15 protein-coding genes and 1 other annotated feature (1 of these 16 only partly in view) are annotated in these 18958 nt (G+C 55.8%); of the genes, 4 read left to right on the top strand and 11 right to left on the bottom strand.

The annotated features are described in order from the left end of the window. Nucleotides 1-56 precede the first annotated feature (56 nt). Complete coding sequence (ribF, locus tag H0S68_RS03085; protein ID WP_020825150.1) at nt 57-995, bottom strand: bifunctional riboflavin kinase/FAD synthetase; 939 nt, start codon at nt 993-995, stop codon at nt 57-59. Between the two features lie 390 nt (nt 996-1385). Between ribF and rpsT the strand changes: the two genes are divergently transcribed. Continuing rightward, nucleotides 1386-1646, top strand: a complete 261-nt coding sequence (rpsT, locus tag H0S68_RS03080; protein ID WP_012005147.1) for a 30S ribosomal protein S20 — start codon at nt 1386-1388, stop codon at nt 1644-1646. 69 nt (nt 1647-1715) lie between these two features. On the opposite strand, the gene nhaR is transcribed toward rpsT, so the two are convergent. The 4 genes from nhaR to dnaK all read right to left on the bottom strand — a co-directional run bounded on the left by nhaR (nt 1716) and on the right by dnaK (nt 7362). After that, nucleotides 1716-2615 (bottom strand): transcriptional activator NhaR, encoded by a 900-nt coding sequence (gene nhaR / locus H0S68_RS03075; RefSeq protein ID WP_004950031.1) that lies wholly within the window; start codon nt 2613-2615, stop codon nt 1716-1718. Nucleotides 2616-2809: 194 nt separating this feature from the next. After that, nucleotides 2810-3976, bottom strand: a complete 1167-nt coding sequence (nhaA, locus tag H0S68_RS03070) for a Na+/H+ antiporter NhaA (RefSeq protein WP_410529142.1) — start codon at nt 3974-3976, stop codon at nt 2810-2812. A gap of 235 nt (nt 3977-4211) precedes the next feature. Beyond that, nucleotides 4212-5342, bottom strand: a complete 1131-nt coding sequence (gene dnaJ, locus H0S68_RS03065) for a molecular chaperone DnaJ (RefSeq protein WP_410529141.1) — start codon at nt 5340-5342, stop codon at nt 4212-4214. Nucleotides 5343-5448: 106 nt separating this feature from the next. Continuing rightward, on the bottom strand, nt 5449-7362 hold the full coding sequence (dnaK, locus tag H0S68_RS03060) for a molecular chaperone DnaK (RefSeq protein WP_020825147.1): 1914 nt from the start codon (nt 7360-7362) through the stop codon (nt 5449-5451). Between the two features lie 324 nt (nt 7363-7686). On the opposite strand from dnaK, the gene satP reads away from it, so the two are divergent. After that, the gene (gene satP, locus H0S68_RS03055) at nt 7687-8286 is read left to right on the top strand and encodes an acetate uptake transporter (RefSeq protein WP_217331528.1); all 600 of its coding nucleotides are present in this window, start codon (nt 7687-7689) and stop codon (nt 8284-8286) included. 51 nt (nt 8287-8337) lie between these two features. On the opposite strand, the gene H0S68_RS03050 is transcribed toward satP, so the two are convergent. The 3 genes from H0S68_RS03050 to tal all read right to left on the bottom strand — a co-directional run bounded on the left by H0S68_RS03050 (nt 8338) and on the right by tal (nt 11460). Continuing rightward, nucleotides 8338-9645: an MFS transporter gene (locus tag H0S68_RS03050; protein WP_046374548.1), complete on the bottom strand. Its 1308-nt coding sequence runs from the start codon at nt 9643-9645 to the stop codon at nt 8338-8340. Between the two features lie 123 nt (nt 9646-9768). Then, a complete protein-coding gene (gene mog, locus H0S68_RS03045; RefSeq protein ID WP_020825144.1) occupies nt 9769-10356 on the bottom strand; it encodes a molybdopterin adenylyltransferase in 588 nt (195 codons plus the stop codon). A gap of 150 nt (nt 10357-10506) precedes the next feature. Continuing rightward, a complete protein-coding gene (gene tal / locus H0S68_RS03040; RefSeq protein ID WP_020825143.1) occupies nt 10507-11460 on the bottom strand; it encodes a transaldolase in 954 nt (317 codons plus the stop codon). A 381-nt stretch (nt 11461-11841) separates the two neighbouring features. On the opposite strand from tal, the gene H0S68_RS03035 reads away from it, so the two are divergent. Continuing rightward, nucleotides 11842-13266, top strand: coding sequence for an alanine/glycine:cation symporter family protein (locus tag H0S68_RS03035; protein WP_128865027.1), 1425 nt, complete (start codon nt 11842-11844; stop codon nt 13264-13266). Between the two features lie 105 nt (nt 13267-13371). Continuing rightward, entirely contained in the window at nt 13372-14145 is a 774-nt protein-coding gene (gene yaaA / locus H0S68_RS03030) for a peroxide stress protein YaaA (protein WP_020825141.1), read from the top strand. Nucleotides 14146-14208: 63 nt separating this feature from the next. On the opposite strand, the gene thrC is transcribed toward yaaA, so the two are convergent. From thrC to thrA, 3 genes are read right to left on the bottom strand one after another with little or no spacing between them, the layout of a single operon-like run. After that, the gene (gene thrC, locus H0S68_RS03025; RefSeq protein ID WP_020825140.1) at nt 14209-15498 is read right to left on the bottom strand and encodes a threonine synthase; all 1290 of its coding nucleotides are present in this window, start codon (nt 15496-15498) and stop codon (nt 14209-14211) included. 3 nt (nt 15499-15501) lie between these two features. After that, nucleotides 15502-16431, bottom strand: a complete 930-nt coding sequence (gene thrB / locus H0S68_RS03020) for a homoserine kinase (RefSeq protein WP_020825139.1) — start codon at nt 16429-16431, stop codon at nt 15502-15504. A gap of 1 nt (nt 16432) precedes the next feature. After that, on the bottom strand, nt 16433-18892 hold the full coding sequence (thrA, locus tag H0S68_RS03015) for a bifunctional aspartate kinase/homoserine dehydrogenase I (RefSeq protein ID WP_122077094.1): 2460 nt from the start codon (nt 18890-18892) through the stop codon (nt 16433-16435). 25 nt (nt 18893-18917) lie between these two features. Beyond that, nucleotides 18918-18958: a sequence feature (Thr leader region), on the bottom strand; it runs 78 nt beyond the window's last position.

The following is an 18958-nucleotide window of genomic DNA, read 5'->3' as shown; positions in this document are numbered from 1 at the left end:
ATCGGGGTTCGCGCGGTTGCCGCCACGATGCCACTCGAATTGTTTAGGGTAAACGATTAAACCAGTGTTTTTAACCCGAAAAACTTTCGGGCCGTCACCACATCATTGGCGATTTGCTGCTTCAGGGCATCGAGCGAAGCAAAACGCTGTTCATTGCGCAATTTCGCGCGGAGCACCACGTCTATATGGCGCCCGTAAAGATCCATTGTGACATCCAGCAGGTGGACTTCCAGCTGCTGACGCACACCGGCAACGGTTGGGCGCGTGCCGATATTGGCTACGCCAGGGAGCGGCTCAGGCCCCAGACCATAAACTTCTACCGCATAAACCCCTTTCACCGGGGCAACCAGGCGCTTCAGCGGCAGGTTGGCGGTCGGGAAGCCGATAGTGCGACCCAGCTCATCGCCGTGCACCACCCGACCAGAAATGCTGTACGGGTGGCCCAGCAGCGTCTCCGCCTGCGCCAGGTCGTCATCGCGCAGCGCATTGCGGATCGCCGTGCTGCTGATGCGTTGATCGCCCTCGCGGAAGGTCGGCGTGCTGATCACCTCAAAGCCGTATTCTTTCCCGGCTTTTTGCAATAGCGGAAAATCGCCCTGGCGGGTAGCGCCAAAGCGAAAATCATCCCCGACCATCAGGAATTTCACGCCCAGTTTTTCCACCAGCAGGTCGGCGACGAACGCCTGTGCCGTGTTGGCGGCAAAACGCGGATCAAACTTGACGCACAGCAGGTAATCAACGCCCGCCTGCGCCAGGTATTTGGCCTTGTCACGCAAACGCGTGAGACGGGCCGGTGCCTTGTCCGCTGCAAACATTTCCAGCGGCTGCGGCTCAAAGATCATGACCATCACTGGCAGCCCGAGGCGTTGCCCCTCTTGTTTCAGCTGCTCCAGCAACGCTTGGTGACCGCGGTGTACGCCGTCAAAGTTGCCGATGGTGAGCACGCAACCATGGTGGCGTGCCCGGATATTGTGAATGCCGCGAATTAGCTCCATAGCTGGCTCAAAACAGTGGAAATCGCCGGATTATACCTTGTACAGCGGTTAAGGTTAACCCGCGATTGGTGCCTTTATGTAATAGACATACCATACCGGAGATAATCTGCAGGTGAAACGCCCTAACCGCAGTTTATCCGGCGTCATCCGGGTGATTACCGACTGCGGCCAATGGGTTGCGACCACCGAGGCAAATCATTGGTGAATTTTCTCGCGAAAGACTGTATTCCCATGACCGAAGCTGGTAAAATCCTGCGCCATCACAACGTAGCAAGTGCCGCCCGTACAAACGGCGCTTATTTGCACAAATTCATTGACAAACGCAGGCTAAAAGGGCATATTCCTCGGCCTTCGAATTGTCCTCAATAGAATATATTTGGGAGTTGGACCTTGGCTAATATCAAATCAGCTAAGAAGCGCGCCGTACAGTCTGAGAAGCGTCGTAAGCATAACGCTAGCGGCCGCTCAATGATGCGTACCTACATCAAGAAAGTAGAAGCTGCTATCGCCACTGGCGACAAAGAAGCTGCGCAAGCTGCTTACGCTGTAATGAAACCAATCGTGGACCGCAAGGCTGCTAAAGGCCTGATCCACAAAAACAAAGCAGCACGCCATAAGTCAAACCTGTCGGCGCGCATCAACGCTTTGTAATAAGCATCGTGTTGTCTGCTTGAAAAAAAACCGGCTCAGGCCGGTTTTTTTACGTCTGCGCTACCCGGTCTAGTAGGCAAACAGCGCAGAGAAGTCCTTGTTGCACACCCGCTGTACCGCCGGATGCTGGATCATGCGCTCGGCAAAGATGATGTAGTACTCTTCCTGCACGCTATCAATACGTCCAATCTCCACCACGTCATCGTCGTTATAGGTATCTTGCGCATACAGCGTCGGAGCAACGAAGATCGCGTTGTGGTACATGCCAAAGGTTTTCATCAGGGCCGCATCGTCAAACTCGCCCAGGATTTCTACCTGAATGCCTTGGGTGTTAAACCAGTTAAGCAATTTACGTCCCAGCATCGAACGTCGGCCAGGGATCAACAATTTGCGCTGTTCCAGGCAGGCGGGGAACGGCAGGTCCGGCGCCGGCTGACGACAGAAGAAGCTGATGCCGCACTCACCCAGCTTGAGTGAAAACAGCCCTTCCTGCTGGCTGGAATCCACCGGGCAGTCTGACAGGATCATATCGAGCTTATGCTGGCTGAGCTGCTCCAGCAGCATCTCATGCGTCGACTCAAAGCAACGCAGGTGAATTTGCTCATTATCCACCACCACCGCCGTTTCCAGCACCTGGCTCACCAAACGCTTGGACAGCGCATCCGCCACCCCTACGTCGAACAGCAGGTTGGATTCCTTGCGATAATTGACGATATCCAGCATTTCCTGGCTGAGCATAAACATCTTGTCGGCATAGCGGAACACCAGCTGCCCCAATTCAGAAGGCACCAGCCCACGCCCCTGCCGCTTGAACAGCTTGCCGTCCAAACGCTCTTCCAGCGCTTTGATCTGGCCTGTGATGGTCTGCGGCGTCAGAAACAACGCTTCGGCGGCGCCGACCACAGAACCTTCCTTGCAGACCTGCCAGAAGTAGTAAAGGTGATTAAAGTTGATATGCGACATCCTCACGAGGTGCTCTCCTTAACATTTCATCGCGGCGAACTTTCGACCGTGACGAGCGACTAATGTCCTTTCCCTGTTTCAGACAACCTGTTGCTGCATTCGTCCCAAACAGAACGGCCGAAGCTGCACATATTTTATACTGTGCAGCTCCGACCAGCTATTGTAGTGTGTCCCCGCAAACAGGGGATACCCTAAAGGGGTTATCTGACCCTTGGTAACGACATGCGCAACAGAGCGTACCCGACCACCGCCGCCGTAGTTGACCCAATCAGGATCCCCAGTCGCGAATAGGTGCTTAGTGCAACATCCGCATCACCAAACGCCAGTGACGCGATGAAAATCGACATGGTGAAACCAATACCACAGAGCACAGAAACGGCAAACACCTGTTTGAAACCAATTCCTTCAGGCAACCTGGCAATCCCCAACTTCACTGCCAACAGGCTAAAGGTGAAGATGCCCAACGGCTTACCGATAAACAGACCCGCCGCGATCCCGACCGGCAATAGCGAGGTCAGCCCGCTCAACGACACGCCCTGTAATGAAACGCCGGCGTTAGCGAAAGCAAACAGCGGCAGGATCATAAAGGCCACCCACGGATGCAGTTCATGCTCTAACGTTTCTGAAGGCGACGGGCCTTTCTTCACGTTCAGCGGGATCATAAAACCGACGATCACCCCGGCGAGCGTTGCATGCACCCCGGATTTGAGGATAGCTACCCACAGCACCAGGCCGACAATCATATAGAGTGAAGTTTTCCCCACCTCGCGCCAGTTCATAAACGCCAGTACCGCAACAGCCGCCGCCGCCACGCCCAGCGCCGCCATCGAGACTTCGTGGGTATAGAACAGCGCGATAATTACGATCACGCCCAGGTCATCAATAATCGCCAGCGCCAGCAGGAACACCTTCAGGCTGGTCGGCACGCGGTTACCCAGCAGCGCCATCACCCCGAGGGCAAACGCAATATCGGTCGCCGCCGGGATTGCCCAGCCCTGACGAGTCACCTCGTCCGCGCCGTTGAACATCAGGTAAATCAGCGCCGGTGCCAGCATGCCGCCCAGCGCGGCAATTGCCGGGAAGACCGCCTTGTCGCGCCCGGCCAATGAGCCTTGCATCAGCTCACGCTTAACCTCCAGCCCCACCACCAGGAAAAAGATCGCCATCAGGCCATCGTTAATCCACAGCAGCAGCGGCTTGGCAATCTCCAGTGAAGACACCTTAACCATGACCGGTAAATTGAGGAAAGCGTGATAGATCCCCTGAGCCGGGGTATTGGCCATGATCAATGCAATAATCGCGGCGACTATCAGGATGATACCGCCCGCGGCCTCCTGACGTAAAAACTGACGAATAATGTTGGTCACAATACGTCTCTCCAGATCTGTGCGTAGCACATGGGCCCCGCAGACAAAGTAATGGAACGAGTATAGACGGCGATTTAGCTCGATAAAATACGTTTATAAATGCTTTAAACATCGTTAAAACCGAACAATTAACGATATATATCACATTTTTTATAGGGGTATTGGTGAATAAACGTCAATAAAAAACCCCAGTTTTGACACCGGGGTTATGCAGAACGCTAACGGAGACAGAAGCTTAACGCGTCAGGTCATCAAAAAACTTTTTCACGCCGTCGAAGAAACTTTTCGAACGCGGACTGTTTTTATCACCGGAAGGGCCACCCAGGCTCTCCTCCAGTTCCTTCAGCAATTGCTTCTGCCTGTCGTTCAGGTTAACCGGGGTTTCCACCACTACACGGCACAGCAGGTCGCCCTGGCTACCGCCACGTACCGATTTAACACCCTTGCCGCGCATGCGGAACAGTTTGCCGGTCTGGGTTTCTGTCGGCACTTTCAGCTTCACGCGGCCATCCAGCGTCGGCACTTCGATCTCACCGCCCAATGCTGCCATCGCGAAGTTAATCGGTACTTCACAGTACAGGTTGTTGCCTTCACGCTCGAAGATCGGGTGAGCCTTCACCTGAACCTGAACGTACAGATCGCCAGCAGGTGCGCCGTGTTCGCCTGCTTCACCCTCACCCGCCAGGCGGATGCGGTCACCGGTATCTACGCCAGCCGGGATTTTCACCGACAGCGTTTTGGCTTTCTCTACCCGGCCGTGGCCATGGCAGCTGTTGCAAGGGTCTTTGATGATCTGACCGCGGCCATGACAGTGCGGACAGGCCTGCTGCACGGTAAAGAAGCCCTGGCGCATCTGCACCTGGCCCTGACCGTGACAGGTTGGACAGGTCACCGGCGAGCTGCCTGGCTTCGCGCCGCTGCCGTGACAAACACCACACTCTTCCAGCGTCGGAATGCGGATCTCTTTGGTCACGCCACGAACAGCTTCCTCGAGGGACAGCTCCATGTTGTAGCGCAGATCGGAACCGCGGCTGGCACGTTGACGGCGGCCACCACCGAAGATGTCGCCAAATACGTCGCCAAAGATATCGCTGAAGTCGGCACCGCCGCCGCCAAACCCACCGCCACCGCCCATGCCGCCTTGTTCAAACGCCGCATGGCCGTATTGATCGTAGGCCGCACGCTTTTGATCGTCGGTCAGAACTTCGTACGCTTCCTTGACCTCTTTAAATCTGGCTTCGGCGTCCTGATCCTGGTTGCGGTCAGGATGGTACTTCATCGCCAGGCGTTTATACGCCTTTTTGATCTCACGCTCTTCCGCCGTCTTGGAGACGCCGAGAATCTCGTAATAGTCTTTCTTCGCCATTATTTCTGTAACCCTTAACATGCGTGCACGGGCGTAGAGTTGCCTCGACGCCCGTGCTGGTTTCCGGTAACGGCCTCTCAGCCGTTCCGTGCCCGCTTAAGGGCGATTATTTTTTGTCTTTAACTTCTTCGAACTCAGCGTCAACCACGTCGTCATCTTTCTGCGCCGCGTTGTCAGCACCGGCATCAGCACCTTGCTGAGCCTGCTGCGCCTGAGCCATTTCCAGCAGCTTGCCGGAAACCTGCACCAGAGCCTGGGTCTTAGCTTCGATCTCGGCTTTATCTTCGCCTTTAACCGCAACTTCCAGATCTTTCAGCGCCGCTTCGATAGCCGTTTTGTCTTCCGCCGGCAGTTTGTCGCCCGCTTCTTCCAACTGCTTACGGGTACCGTGGATCAGGTGGTCGGCCTGGTTACGGGTCTGCACCAGCTCTTCGAACTTACGGTCAGCTTCGGCGTTCACTTCAGCATCGCGCACCATTTTCTGGATTTCTTCTTCGTTCAGACCAGAAGAAGCCTTGATGGTGATCTTCTGCTCACGGCCGGTATTCTTGTCTTTGGCAGACACGTGCAGAATACCGTCGGCGTCGATGTCGAAGGTCACTTCGATTTGCGCCATACCGCGTGGAGCCGCCTGGATGCCGTCCAGATTGAACTGGCCCAGTGACTTGTTATCGTTAGCGCGTTTACGCTCACCCTGCAGCACGTGGATGGTTACCGCAGACTGGTTGTCTTCAGCGGTAGAGAACACCTGGCTGTGCTTGGTCGGGATGGTGGTGTTTTTGGTGATCAGCGGAGTCATCACGCTGCCCATGGTTTCGATACCCAGCGACAGCGGGGTAACGTCCAGCAGCAGAACGTCCTTCACATCACCGGCCAACACGCCGCCCTGTACCGCAGCACCCACCGCAACGGCTTCGTCCGGGTTAACGTCTTTACGTGGTTCTTTACCGAAGAAGTCAGCGACTTTCTTCTGAACCATTGGCATACGGGTCTGGCCGCCCACCAGGATCACGTCCTGAATGTCGGAAACCGACAGGCCTGCGTCTTTCAGAGCGACTTTCAGCGGCTCGATAGAACGCGCAACCAGATCTTCTACCAGCGACTCGAGTTTTGCACGGGTCACTTTGATGTTCATGTGTTTTGGACCGCTCGCATCTGCAGTAATGTACGGCAGGTTTACGTCGGTCTGCTGAGCGGAAGACAGTTCAATCTTCGCTTTCTCAGCGGCTTCTTTCAGACGCTGCATCGCCAACGGATCGTTGCGCAGGTCGAAACCTTGTTCTTTCTTGAACTCTTCCACCAGATAGTTGATCAGGCGGCTGTCGAAGTCTTCACCACCCAGGTGGGTATCACCGTTGGTTGCCAGAACTTCGAAGGTTTTTTCACCGTCAACTTCGTCGATTTCGATAATAGAGATATCGAAAGTACCGCCACCCAGGTCATAAACCGCGATGGTACGGTTGCCGACTTCTTTGTCCAGGCCGTAAGCCAGGGCCGCAGCCGTCGGTTCGTTGATGATACGTTTTACTTCCAGACCTGCGATACGGCCGGCGTCTTTGGTCGCCTGACGCTGTGCGTCGTTGAAGTATGCAGGTACGGTGATAACCGCTTCAGTTACCGGTTCACCCAGGTAATCTTCCGCCGTTTTCTTCATTTTCTTCAGCACTTCTGCAGAGATCTGCGGTGGTGCCACACGCTGGCCTTTCACTTCTACCCATGCGTCGCCGTTATCAGCAGCCACAATTTTGTACGGCATGATGTCTTTATCACGCTGTGCTTCTTCATCCTGGAAGCGACGGCCAATCAGGCGCTTGATCGCAAACAGGGTGTTTTGTGGGTTAGTAACAGCCTGACGCTTAGCAGGCTGGCCAACCAGAATTTCACCATCCTGGGTATATGCGATGATCGAAGGTGTAGTACGATCGCCTTCGCTGTTCTCCAGCACGCGCGCTTTACCACCATCCATAATTGCTACACAAGAGTTGGTAGTACCCAGGTCGATACCAATGATTTTGCCCATCTAAACGTCTCCACTAATAAATTCATATTCGGTCAGGTTGCTAACCTATATGCGGGCGAATTTTTGCTTTTCAACTGCCCGACATTTCAGACTTACCCGCGGTCAGCAACTGCGGTTGCAAATAAGATGGGGCCATACAATCCAGCATCAAGGGGCAGGGCAAAAAAAAATTCGTTTTTATCGTCACTCAGATCATTGTTTCCTGTTCTGGGGATCATTATGATGCCGCGCGCTCTGATGGAAGTTATAGGTTTTTCGGCCATTCAGACCATTTATGAATTTACCTATCCATTTTCGTTAAAATTCTGTTATCGCAGAGGACATATGCACACCAACAAGTTGGCGAATCCCGGCCCTCTCGGCCTGATGGGCTTCGGGATGACCACCGTCTTGCTGAACCTGCACAACGCGGGCTTTTTCCCATTGAACTCTTCCATCATCAGCATGGGGATTTTCTTCGGTGGACTGGCCCAGATTATGGCTGGCCTGCTGGAATACAAGAAAGGCAATACCTTCGGCATGACGGCCTTTATCTCTTACGGCAGCTTCTGGCTGAGCCTGGTCGGGCTGCTGCTGCTGCCACGCCTGGGCCTGGCTGAACCGACCGACGCCAGCGTGCTGGGGATCTATCTGGCACTGTGGGGCGTCTTCACCCTGTTCATGTTCTTCGGCACTCTGCGCGCCAACCGCGTGCTGCAGTTCGTGTTCAGCAGCCTGACGCTGCTGTTCGCCCTGCTGGCCGTCGGTAACATCACCGGCAACCCTGCGCTGCTGAAATTTGCCGGCTACGAAGGCATCATCTGCGGTGCCAGCGCCATCTACCTGGCTATGGCGGAAGTGCTCAACGAGCAGTTTGGCCGTACGGTGCTGCCGATTGGCGAACCCAGCGTCAACAATGTAGAACCTATCCGGGCAGTGGCATAAGCGTCATTGACCTGAAATGAAAAGCCCTGCGGTTGATTGCAGGGCTTTTTTTTAGCTGTAAGAACCGGCGCGTTGCGCCTTGGTTTCGCTATTCAGATCGCGATGGAGGTAAATCCCCAGCAGCAGTCCTATCCCCGACAACGCTAATACGTAGTAAGCGGGTGCTAACGGGGTTAACTTCATGATCAACGTCACAAATATTGGGGTTAAACCCCCAAAAATAGCGTATGCGACATTATATGAGAACGAAATACCGGTAAATCGCACTTCCGCCGGGAAAGCCCGCACCATCACATAGGGTACAGCGCCCACCACGCCCACGCTGAAGCCTACCAGCGCATAGCAGGCGAACAGCATTTCCGGGTGTTCTCCCACCGTCCGATAAAACAGCCAACTGCAGCCTGCCAACAGCAAACTGCCAACGATAAAGGTTTTGCTGGCACCGAAGCGATCCGCCGCCAAACCGGCGGTAATGCAGCCGGCAATCAGCATGATGGTGGCAATGCTGTTCGCCTGCAGCGACAGCGCCGGGGCAATGCCAAATTGCTTTTGCAAGTAAGTCGGGGTCATCAGGATCACCACCACGATACCGGCGGACAGCAGCCAGGTCAGCAGCATCGACACCACCACTTCCTTGCGATGGTTAAGCACCACGGATTTCAGCGGCAGCTCCTCCGCCAGGGCTTTGCGCGCCTGCATCTCGATGAAAATTGGCGTTTCCTGCAACCAGCGGCGCAGGTACATCGCCACCAGGCCGAAAATGCCGCCCAGCAGGAAAGGAATGCGCCAGCCCCCCTCGGCGATGGTCTGTTGGCTGAGCGTAGTGTTGATCACCGTCGCCACCAACGAGCCCAGCAAGATACCGACCGTCAGACCGGCGGTCAGGGTACCGCAGGCAAAACCAATGCGGCGGCGCGGCACGTGTTCGGCAACAAACACCCAGGCCCCCGGCACTTCACCACCAATCGCTGCACCCTGCAGCACGCGCATCAGCAGCAGCAAGAGTGGCGCGGCAATACCTATGCTGGCGTAGGTCGGTAACAGGCCCATGCCCAGCGTCGGTAGCGCCATCAGCAGAATGCTCAGGCTGAACATCTTCTTACGGCCGACCAAATCGCCGAAGTGTGCCATGACGATGCCGCCCAACGGGCGGGCCAGGTAACCGGCGGCAAAGATGCCGAAGGTTTGCACCTGACGCAGCCATTCAGGCATATCCGCCGGGAAGAAGAGTTCGCCCATCACCGCAGCAAAGAAGACGAAAATGATGAAGTCGTAGAACTCCAGCGCTCCGCCCAGGGCAGCTAATGTCAGAGTTTTGTAGTCTTGCCGGTTTAACCGGCGATTATTATCGTGAGGCATAGGGTACCGTCAGAGGAGACTGTTAAAATAAAAGCCAGCGGCTTCTGTAAACGAATCCTTACTATAACGGCAAAATATTTTCACACCAGAACGCTTGGGGCTTATCTCACATAACGCTGAAATTTAGAGGTTTATCTCGCGACGCGCATTCTTCGGCCTAAATGCTGCTACCACTTCGGCCTGAGTTTCCACATAAGGCCCCTCGAGCAACTGAATGCAGTACGGCACGCTGGCGAAGATACCATGCACCACCACCTTGCCCTGTTCGTCCTTGACCCCTTCCAGCGTTTCCTTGATTGACTTCGGTTGTCCCGGCAGGTTGATGATCAGCGCCTGCTTGCGGATCGCCCCCACCTGGCGTGAAAGAATTGCCGTTGGCACATAGTGTAGGCTGATTTGACGCATTTGCTCGCCGAAGCCAGGCATCACGCGATCGGCGATCGCCAGCGTGGCGTCTGGGGTCACGTCACGTCGCGCCGGCCCGGTACCGCCGGTCGTCAGCACCAGATGGCAGCCCATTTCATCCACCAGCTCACACAGGGTTTGCTCGATTAACGTTTGCTCATCGGGGATCAGGCGGGTTTCCAGTTTGAACGGCGTGGCCAGCGCGTCGGTCAGCCACGCTTCCAAAGCCGGTATGCCTTTGTCCTGGTAAACGCCGCCGGAAGCGCGGTCAGAAACTGAAACCAAACCAATACGTAATATGTCCATGCGTAACCTCTACAGCCTAATGGGGTTCGAGCGGGTTCGCTTCCCGCCCTGTTATTCATCCCGAGAGTATAAGGTGTCTGCCCGCGCCGGGGATCTGCGGGCATAAAAAAAGGCGGCCTAAGCCACCTTTTTCTGCGCTGACTGCCTGAATTACAGCAGATCGGCGATCATTTTTTCCAGCTTGCCCTGGTCTACGGCAAACTTGCGGATACCGTCGGTCAGTTTCTCAACCGCCATTGGATCCTGGTTGTGCTGCCAGTAGAACTCAGGCTCGGTCAGCGCCGCAGGACGCGCTTTCACTTCGCCGGTGTAAGCCAGTTTACGCTCCAGGGAACCTTCGCTCTCTGCCAGCTCTTTCAGCAGTGCAGGGGCGATGGTCAGACGGTCACAGCCAGCCAGTTCGATGATTTCACCGACGTTACGGAAGCTGGCGCCCATCACCACGGTTTTGTAACCGTGCTCTTTGTAATACTGGTAGATCTCGGTAACGGAAACCACACCTGGATCTTCGTTTGGCGCGAACTCTTTCTTGTCGCCGTTGGCTTTGTACCAGTCGAGGATACGACCAACAAACGGAGAGATCAGGTACACGCCAGCTTCGGCACAGGCACGCGCCTGAGCGAAGGAGAACAGCAGCGTCAGGTTACAGTTGATGCCTTCTTTCTCCAACTGCTCTGCCGCGCGGATGCCCTGCCAGGTAGAAGCCAGTTTGATCAGGATGCGGTCGTTACTGATGCCGGCATCGTTGTACAGCTTGATCAGGCGCTTGGCCTTGGCAACGCTGGCCACGGTATCGTAGGACAGACGTGCGTCCACTTCGGTAGAGATACGGCCAGGAACCAGCTTAAGGATTTCCAGACCGATGTTGACGGCCAGCTTGTCGGCGGCGTCGGCGATCTGCTGTTCGCGATCGCTGCTCTGCTCACGCGCCCAGGCAATGGCTTCGTCAATCAGTTTGCGGTATTCAGGAATTTGGGCTGCATTGAGGATCAGCGAAGGGTTGGTTGTAGCATCTTGCGGTTGATACAGCTTCATTGCCGCGATATCGCCCGTATCTGCAACCACGGTAGTGAGTTGGCGCAGGGAAGTTAATTTATCGGTCATGTTGGCATTATCTCATCGTTTGTGCATGAACTTTTGGCATCGTTCAACCATGCCCTGCCCTGATAATAACATGCGCAAGGCCCGGTGCAAGGCTGGAAAATCGCGGCCCGGCGGCGCTGGTTTTATCCTTGAGCGAGCAACCGTTTACGCTCGTATCTTTCGTCATTCCCGAGCTGAAGAAAAGGCAATAACGTGCTATCGATTGAATAAATTATGTTAAATTCGCGAAAATTGATGCAATAGGGCCAGTGATCTGAGAAAAATCTCAATTGCTCGGAACCCGACTGGTTTCAGCTAAGCTCTTGTAAAAATTAAATCAATATATCTTCACCCGCGGTGGATGCGGCGCGGTGCACAAAAAATAACAACAAGGAGGGATCCGTGACGGACCTGATGAATTTTATAAATAATATTTTGTGGGGTTCGGTACTGATTTATTTACTGCTTGGCGCAGGCATTTATTTTACCCTGCGTACCCGCTTTATCCAGGTCCGCCATTTCAGCCATATGTTCTCCGTGCTCAAGCACAGCAACAAAAGCGACAGCGCGGGCATCTCCTCTTTTCAAGCTTTATGCACCACTCTTGCCGCACGCGTAGGCACCGGTAACCTGACAGGCGTAGCCATCGCCCTTACTGCGGGCGGCCCCGGGGCCATCTTTTGGATGTGGGTGGTGGCGTTCATCGGCATGGCCACTTCCTTTGTCGAAAGCAGCCTGGCGCAGCTCTACAAAACCAAAGACGATCAGGGTAACTTCCGCGGCGGGCCAGCTTACTATATGGAAAAAGGGCTGGGCATGCGCTGGATGGGCGTACTGTTCTCCATCTTCCTGATCGTAGCCTTCGGATTAGTGTTCAATGCCGTGCAGGCCAATTCCATTGCCCAGGCCTCCGCCGTTGCCTTCAACGTGAAGCCTCTGTATATCGGTATCGGTCTGGTCGTACTGAGCGGTCTGGTCATCTTCGGCGGTATCCGCTCGGTTGCCCGCGTGGCTGAATGGGTGGTGCCACTGATGGCTGCGGCTTATCTACTGCTGGCATTCTGGGTGATTGGCCAGAATATCGAGCATATGCCGGCAATCTTGTCGCTGGTGTTCAAGAGCGCCTTCGGGCTGCAGGAAGCGGCGGCAGGTGCCGTCGGCTATGGTATTTCGCAGGCAATGACCCAGGGCGTTCAGCGTGGCCTGTTTTCCAACGAGGCCGGTATGGGTTCCGCGCCCAACGCGGCGGCTTCCGCCTCCCCTTACCCACCGCACCCTGCGTCTCAGGGCTACGTGCAGATGCTCGGTGTCTTTATCGATACCATCGTGATTTGCAGCGCGACCGCCGCGATCATCCTGTCGTCCGGCGTACTGGATCAGCCGGTAGCCAATGTCAGCGGTATCGACATGACTCAGCGAGCCTTGTCCACCGCCGTCGGCAGTTGGGGATCTCCCTTTGTTGCCATCGCCATTTTCTTTTTCGCCTTTACCTCGATCATCGCTAACTATGCCTATGCCGAAAGTAATCTGGTGTTCCTCGAGCGCAACCACCCGGCCGGCCTGCTGGTTTTCCGCTGTGCCGCACTGGGCATGGTGATGTTTGGTGCGCTGGCTGAATTGCCGGTTGTCTGGAAAATGGCTGACACCTCAATGGCGTTAATGGCCATCACCAACCTGACGGCGATCCTGCTACTGTCAAAAGTGGCGCTGAAACTGGCCAACGATTACCACCGCCAGCGTACGCTGGGCAAATTGCCGACTTTCGACGCCAACCGCTTCCCTGAACTGAAATCTCAGTTGGAACCCGGCGTATGGGATAAAAACTGAGTTTTTACGGGCGCGTCTGGAACGCGCCCTGCCTATCAGACCCATTGACCCTTTTTCCCGCGCTTTTTGCTACAGTACCCCTTCTTGGATAAACAGGATCTGGCCATGCTCGTTATTATTTCACCTGCAAAAACCCTTGATTACGAAAGCCCATTGGCGACAGAACGCTTCACTCAGCCGGAACTGCTGGACAAATCTAAGCAGCTGATCAAAATCTGCCGCGAGCTGACGCCGGTACAAATCTCCAAACTGATGGGCATCAGCGACAAACTGGCCGGGTTGAACGCCGCTCGCTTTGGCGACTGGCAGCCAAAGTTCACCCCAGACAATGCTCGCCAGGCCCTGCTGGCTTTCAAAGGCGACGTCTATACCGGTTTGCACGCACAGGACTTCAGCGAGGGCGATTTTGACTTTGCCCAGCAGCATCTGCGCATGCTGTCCGGGCTGTACGGCGTGCTGCGCCCGCTCGATCTGATGATGCCTTACCGTCTCGAGATGGGCATCAAACTGGAGAACGCCAAGGGCAAGGATTTGTACAGCTTCTGGGGCGAGCAGATCACCAAAAAGCTTAACGAAGCGCTGGAGCAACAGGGCGACGACGTGGTGGTCAACCTGGCTTCCGACGAATACTTCAAATCGGTGAAGCCGGCCAAACTGCACGGCACGCTGATTAAACCGGTGTTCCTCGACGAAAAGAACGGCAAATACAAAGTGATCAGCTTCTACGCCAAGAAGGCGCGTGGATTGATGAGCCGCTATATCATCAAGAATCGCCTGACGCAGCGCGAACAACTGCTTGGTTTCAACCTGGAAGGTTACGCCTTCGATGAAGCCGACTCCAAAGGCAACGAACTGGTGTTCAAACGCCCCGAGCAGTAATCCGTCACGCCCATAAAAAAAGCCGTCGCAATGACGGCTTTTCGCTTTATGCCTCCAGCGGGATCAGGCAGGCAAGGCCATCAGGAACTTACGCAGTTCGCCAAAGCTGGCCGGCAGATTGTGGGACAACAGCGGCAAATCGGCGCGCAGCGCCAGCGCCTTGGGCAGTGGCAGCTCCTGACCGAGAATTTCCTCTACGCTCTCTTTGAACTTGGCCGGATGCGCAGTACCGAGGAACAAGCCAAACTCCCCTTCCTTCAATTGGTCACGCAACGCGCGATAAGCGATTGCCGCATGCGGCTCAGAAAGGTAGCCCAGTTGCGCCAGCTCACGCATGCTGTCCTTGGTGGTTTCGTCACTCACCGTTGCGTGCCCCAGTTCTTTCAACTGCCAGATCTTGCGACGGAACAGCTCTTCTACGCGCGGCCAGTTATTCGGCTGGCTGACGTCCATCGCATTCGACAACGTTGCCACCGTGGCGTGTGGCTGCCACTGACCATTCGTCAGGAAGCGCGGCACGGTATCGTTGGCATTGGTCGCGGCGATAAAACGCTTCACCGGCAGGCCCAGTGATTTGGCCAACAAGCCGGCGGTCAGATCGCCGAAGTTACCGCTGGGTACCGAAATCACCAGTTGATTACGTGCTTCCTGCGGCAGTTGCGCTACCGCTTCGAAGTAGTAGCAAATCTGCGCCAGCAGGCGGCTGATATTGATCGAGTTGGCCGAGTTCAGGTGCAGCGCTTCTTTCAGCTCCTGATCGTCAAACGCCTGCTTGACCAGGGCCTGGCAAGCATCGAAGTCGCCATCAATCGCCACGGTGTGAATGTTACCGCCCAGGGTGCAGAACAGTTTTTCCTGCAACGGGCTGATTTTGCCCTGCGGGTAAAGGATCACCACGCGAACATTCTTCAGGCCGTAGAAAGCATGTGCCACCGCCGCGCCGGTATCGCCGGAAGTCGCCGTCAGGATAGTCACCGGCTGATCGCCTGCCACTTCCGCCAGCATTTGCGCCATAAAGCGGCCGCCGAAGTCTTTGAACGCCAGCGTCGGGCCGTGGAACAGCTCCAGGCACGCGATGTCGTCTTCCACTTGTGCCACCGGCGCCGGGAATTCAAAGGCCGCCGCTACGCGTTTATGGAGAGCTTCTTCGGAAACTTCATCGCCAATAAACGCCGACAGGATGCGGCTGCTGCGGGTGACAAAATCCTGCTCCAGCAGATGATCGATTTCGGTCAATTCAAATTCCGGCAGTTCCAGCGGGAAAAACAGCCCCTGCTGTTTGCCCAGACCTTGTTTGATCGCCTGCGCGAAGCTGACCTGCTCGTTGTGATCCTTAAGGTTGTACAGTTTCATGCGTTATCCCAGTAGTCGTGCGCCTGCGGTATCCAGACGGCAAATATGAACAAAACCTTCGTCGTTTTGCAGATAGTGATTAGTCAGCCAATCGGCCATGCGTTGAGCCGTAGCGCCATCATCACAGACGGCGAACAGCGTCGGGCCGGAGCCGGAAATACCGCAAGCCAGCGCACCTATATCCTGCGCAGCTTTACGCGCATCGGCAAAGCCCGGCAGCAGGCGGGTGCGGTACGGCTCGGCAATCACGTCCTGCATCAGTTTGGCGGCCAAACGCGGCTGTTGGGTGTGGCAGGCATGAATAAAGCCCGCCAGATAGCGACCGTGACTGACACAGTCCTGACGACGATACTGCGCGGGTAAAATCGCGCGCGCTTCGGCGGTGGACACCTTGATGCCCGGATAGGCCATCACCCACAGCCAGTCTTTAAAGCATGGCACTTCCTGGCTGATGAAGCCTTCTTCTTCCAGCATCAGTTGCAAGCCGCCAAGGTAGCAAGGCGCCACGTTGTCGTAATGCACGCTGCCGGAGATGCGGCCTTCCAGCTCGCCCATCAGGCTCAGCAGGGTCATTTTATCCAGCGGACGGTTGCAGAATTCGTTCATCGCCATCAGCCCGGCAACCACCGAGCAGGCGCTGGAACCCAATCCTGAACCGATCGGCATGTTTTTCTCCAGCCGCATCGCCACCGGGATCTCACGGCCGATCTCCTGACAGAAACGCTGCCAGCACTGATAAACGATATTCTCTTTTGGATCGTCCGGCAGTTTGCTGACGAAGCGACCGGCGTTCTGCAGGCTGAACGTGGCGGCAGCCTCGACGCTGACGCAGTCGCCCAGCAAGGTACCGTCGATCGGTGACACCGCTGCACCCAGAACGTCAAAGCCGACGCTTACGTTGCCAATTGAGGCCGGCGCATACACCTTAACCATATTAAACTCCCAACTTCCATGACAGTGTGCGCAACAGATCGGCGAAGACCCCTGCTGCAGTCACATCGTTACCGGCACCGTAGCCACGCAGTACCAACGGCAACGGCTGATAGTAACGGCTGTAGAAAGCCAAGGCGTTCTCGCCGTTCTTCACTTTATACAACGGATCGTTGCCATCTACCGCATCTATGCGAACCTGACAGCGGCCATTTTCAATGACGCCGACGTAGCGCAGCACCTTGCCCTGCTCAGCGGCGTTGGCCACATTGCGAGCATACTCTTTATCCAGTTCCGGCAGGCGCGCCATAAAGGTTTCCACATCCCCGGAGGCGTCAAAGGAAGGCGGCAGCGCCGACTCGACCTCAATATCTTCCAGTTCCAGTTTGTACCCCGCTTCACGGGCCAGGATCAGCAGCTTGCGGGCCACGTCCATACCGGAAAGGTCGTCACGTGGATCCGGCTCGGTATACCCTTTAGCCTTGGCCTCCAGGGTCGCCGCCGACAGCGACATGCCCTCGTCCAGTTTGCCGAAAATAAACGACAGCGAACCGGACAGGATGCCGGAGAAACGCGTCAGCTCATCACCGGCGTTCAGCAGGTTTTGCAGGTTTTCGATCACCGGCAAGCCCGCGCCGACGTTGGTGTCATACAGAAACTTGCGGCGCGAACCGGCCGCGGCGGTGCGCAACTGTTGGTAGTAGTTCATCGACGAGGTGTTGGCCTTTTTATTCGGCGTCACCACGTGGAATCCATCCGCCAGGAAGTCCGCGTATTGATCGGCAACGGCCTGGCTGGAGGTGCAGTCGACAATCACCGGGTTCAGCAGGTGGTACTCCTTCACCAAACGAATCAAACGCCCCAGGTTGAACGGCTCTTGCGCGCCGGCCAGCTCATCACGCCAGCTTTCAAGCTGAATGCCGTGAATGTTGGTCAACATGGCACGCGAATTGGCAATGCCGCACACCCGCAGATCGATATGCTTTTGTTTCAGCCAAGGTTGCTGACGGTAAATCTGCTCGATCAACGCGCCGCCCACGCCACCAACGCCGATGACAAACACTTCAATCACCTGATCGGTATTGAACAACATCTGATGGCAAACGCGCACCCCGGTGGTCGCGGAATCATTGCTGACCACCACCGAGATGGAGCGTTCAGAAGAGCCCTGAGCAATAGCGACAATGTTGATATTGGCGCGAGCCAGCGCAGAGAAGAAGCTGGCCGAAATGCCGCGCAGGGTACGCATGCCGTCGCCGACCACCGAGATGATCGCCAACTGTTCCATTACGTCCAGCGGCTCCAGCAGGCCGTCTTTCAATTCAAGATAGAACTCGTCTTCCAGCGCCCGACGCGCACGTTGCAGTTCGCTCTGCGGCACGCAGAAACTGATGCTGTATTCAGAGGACGACTGGGTGATCAGCACCACAGAGATGCCGGCGCGCGACATTACGGCAAATACCCGCGCCGCCATGCCGACCATGCCTTTCATCCCCGGACCGGAGACGTTGATCATCGCCATATTGTTCAGGTTAGTGATGCCCTTCACCGGCGTATCGGAATCCAGATTTTCGCCGCCAATCAGCGTGCCTGGTGCCTGTGGATTAGCGGTGTTTTTGATCAGACAGGGGATTTGGAACTGGGCGATGGGGGCAATGGTGCGGGGGTGGAGAACGCTGGCGCCGAAATAGGAAAGCTCCATGGCTTCCTGGTACGACATCGATTTCAACAGCCTGGCATCCGGCACGGTGCGTGGGTCACAGGTATAAACGCCGTCAACGTCGGTCCAGATCTCGCAACAGTCGGCGCGCAAACAGGCAGCCAGCACCGCGGCAGAGTAGTCGGAACCGTTACGGCCCAGCACCACCAATTCGCCCTTGTCGTTGCCGGCGGTGAAACCGGCCATCAGCACAATGTGATCCGCCGGGATGGCCGATGCGGCGATACGCAATGTGGATTCTGCGATATCTACCGTGGACTCCAGGTAATGCCCCTGTGCCAGCAGCTTTTCAACCGGATTAATCACCGTGACCGGGAAACCTTTGGCACGAAACACCCCTTCCATGATGGCGATGGAGAGCTTCTCGCCGCGGCAGATAATGGCCGCATTCACGCTGTCCGGGCACTGTCCAAGCAACGCAACGCCATGCAGCACCTGCTTGAGCTGGGCGAACTCCTGATCGACAAACGTCTTGAGGCGATCGTACTCAAAGCCGGGCAACGCCTGCGCCAGCCCGCTCAGCAGGTCGGCGAAGATGCGCTCTGCATCGCTCATATTTGGCAGAATGTCTTGCCCCGCTACCGTTTTTTCAATCATCGCCACCAGGTGGTTAGTGATTTTAGCCGGAGCGGACAAGACCGTGGCCACCTGTCCCTGACGTGCATTACTTTCCATGATGTCGGCAACGCGCAGAAAACGTTCTGCATTCGCTACCGAGGTTCCGCCAAATTTCAGCACTCGCATTTCTTGTCTCTCCCGAATTTAAGCCGAAAAAAAAGCCCGCACTGGTTAGGTGCGGGCTTTTTTCTT

Origin of the sequence: Serratia sp. AXJ-M (assembly GCF_046531865.1) — a bacterium.
Lineage (GTDB): Bacteria > Pseudomonadota > Gammaproteobacteria > Enterobacterales > Enterobacteriaceae > Serratia > Serratia liquefaciens.
This window is presented reverse-complemented; position numbering and strand designations above follow the sequence as displayed.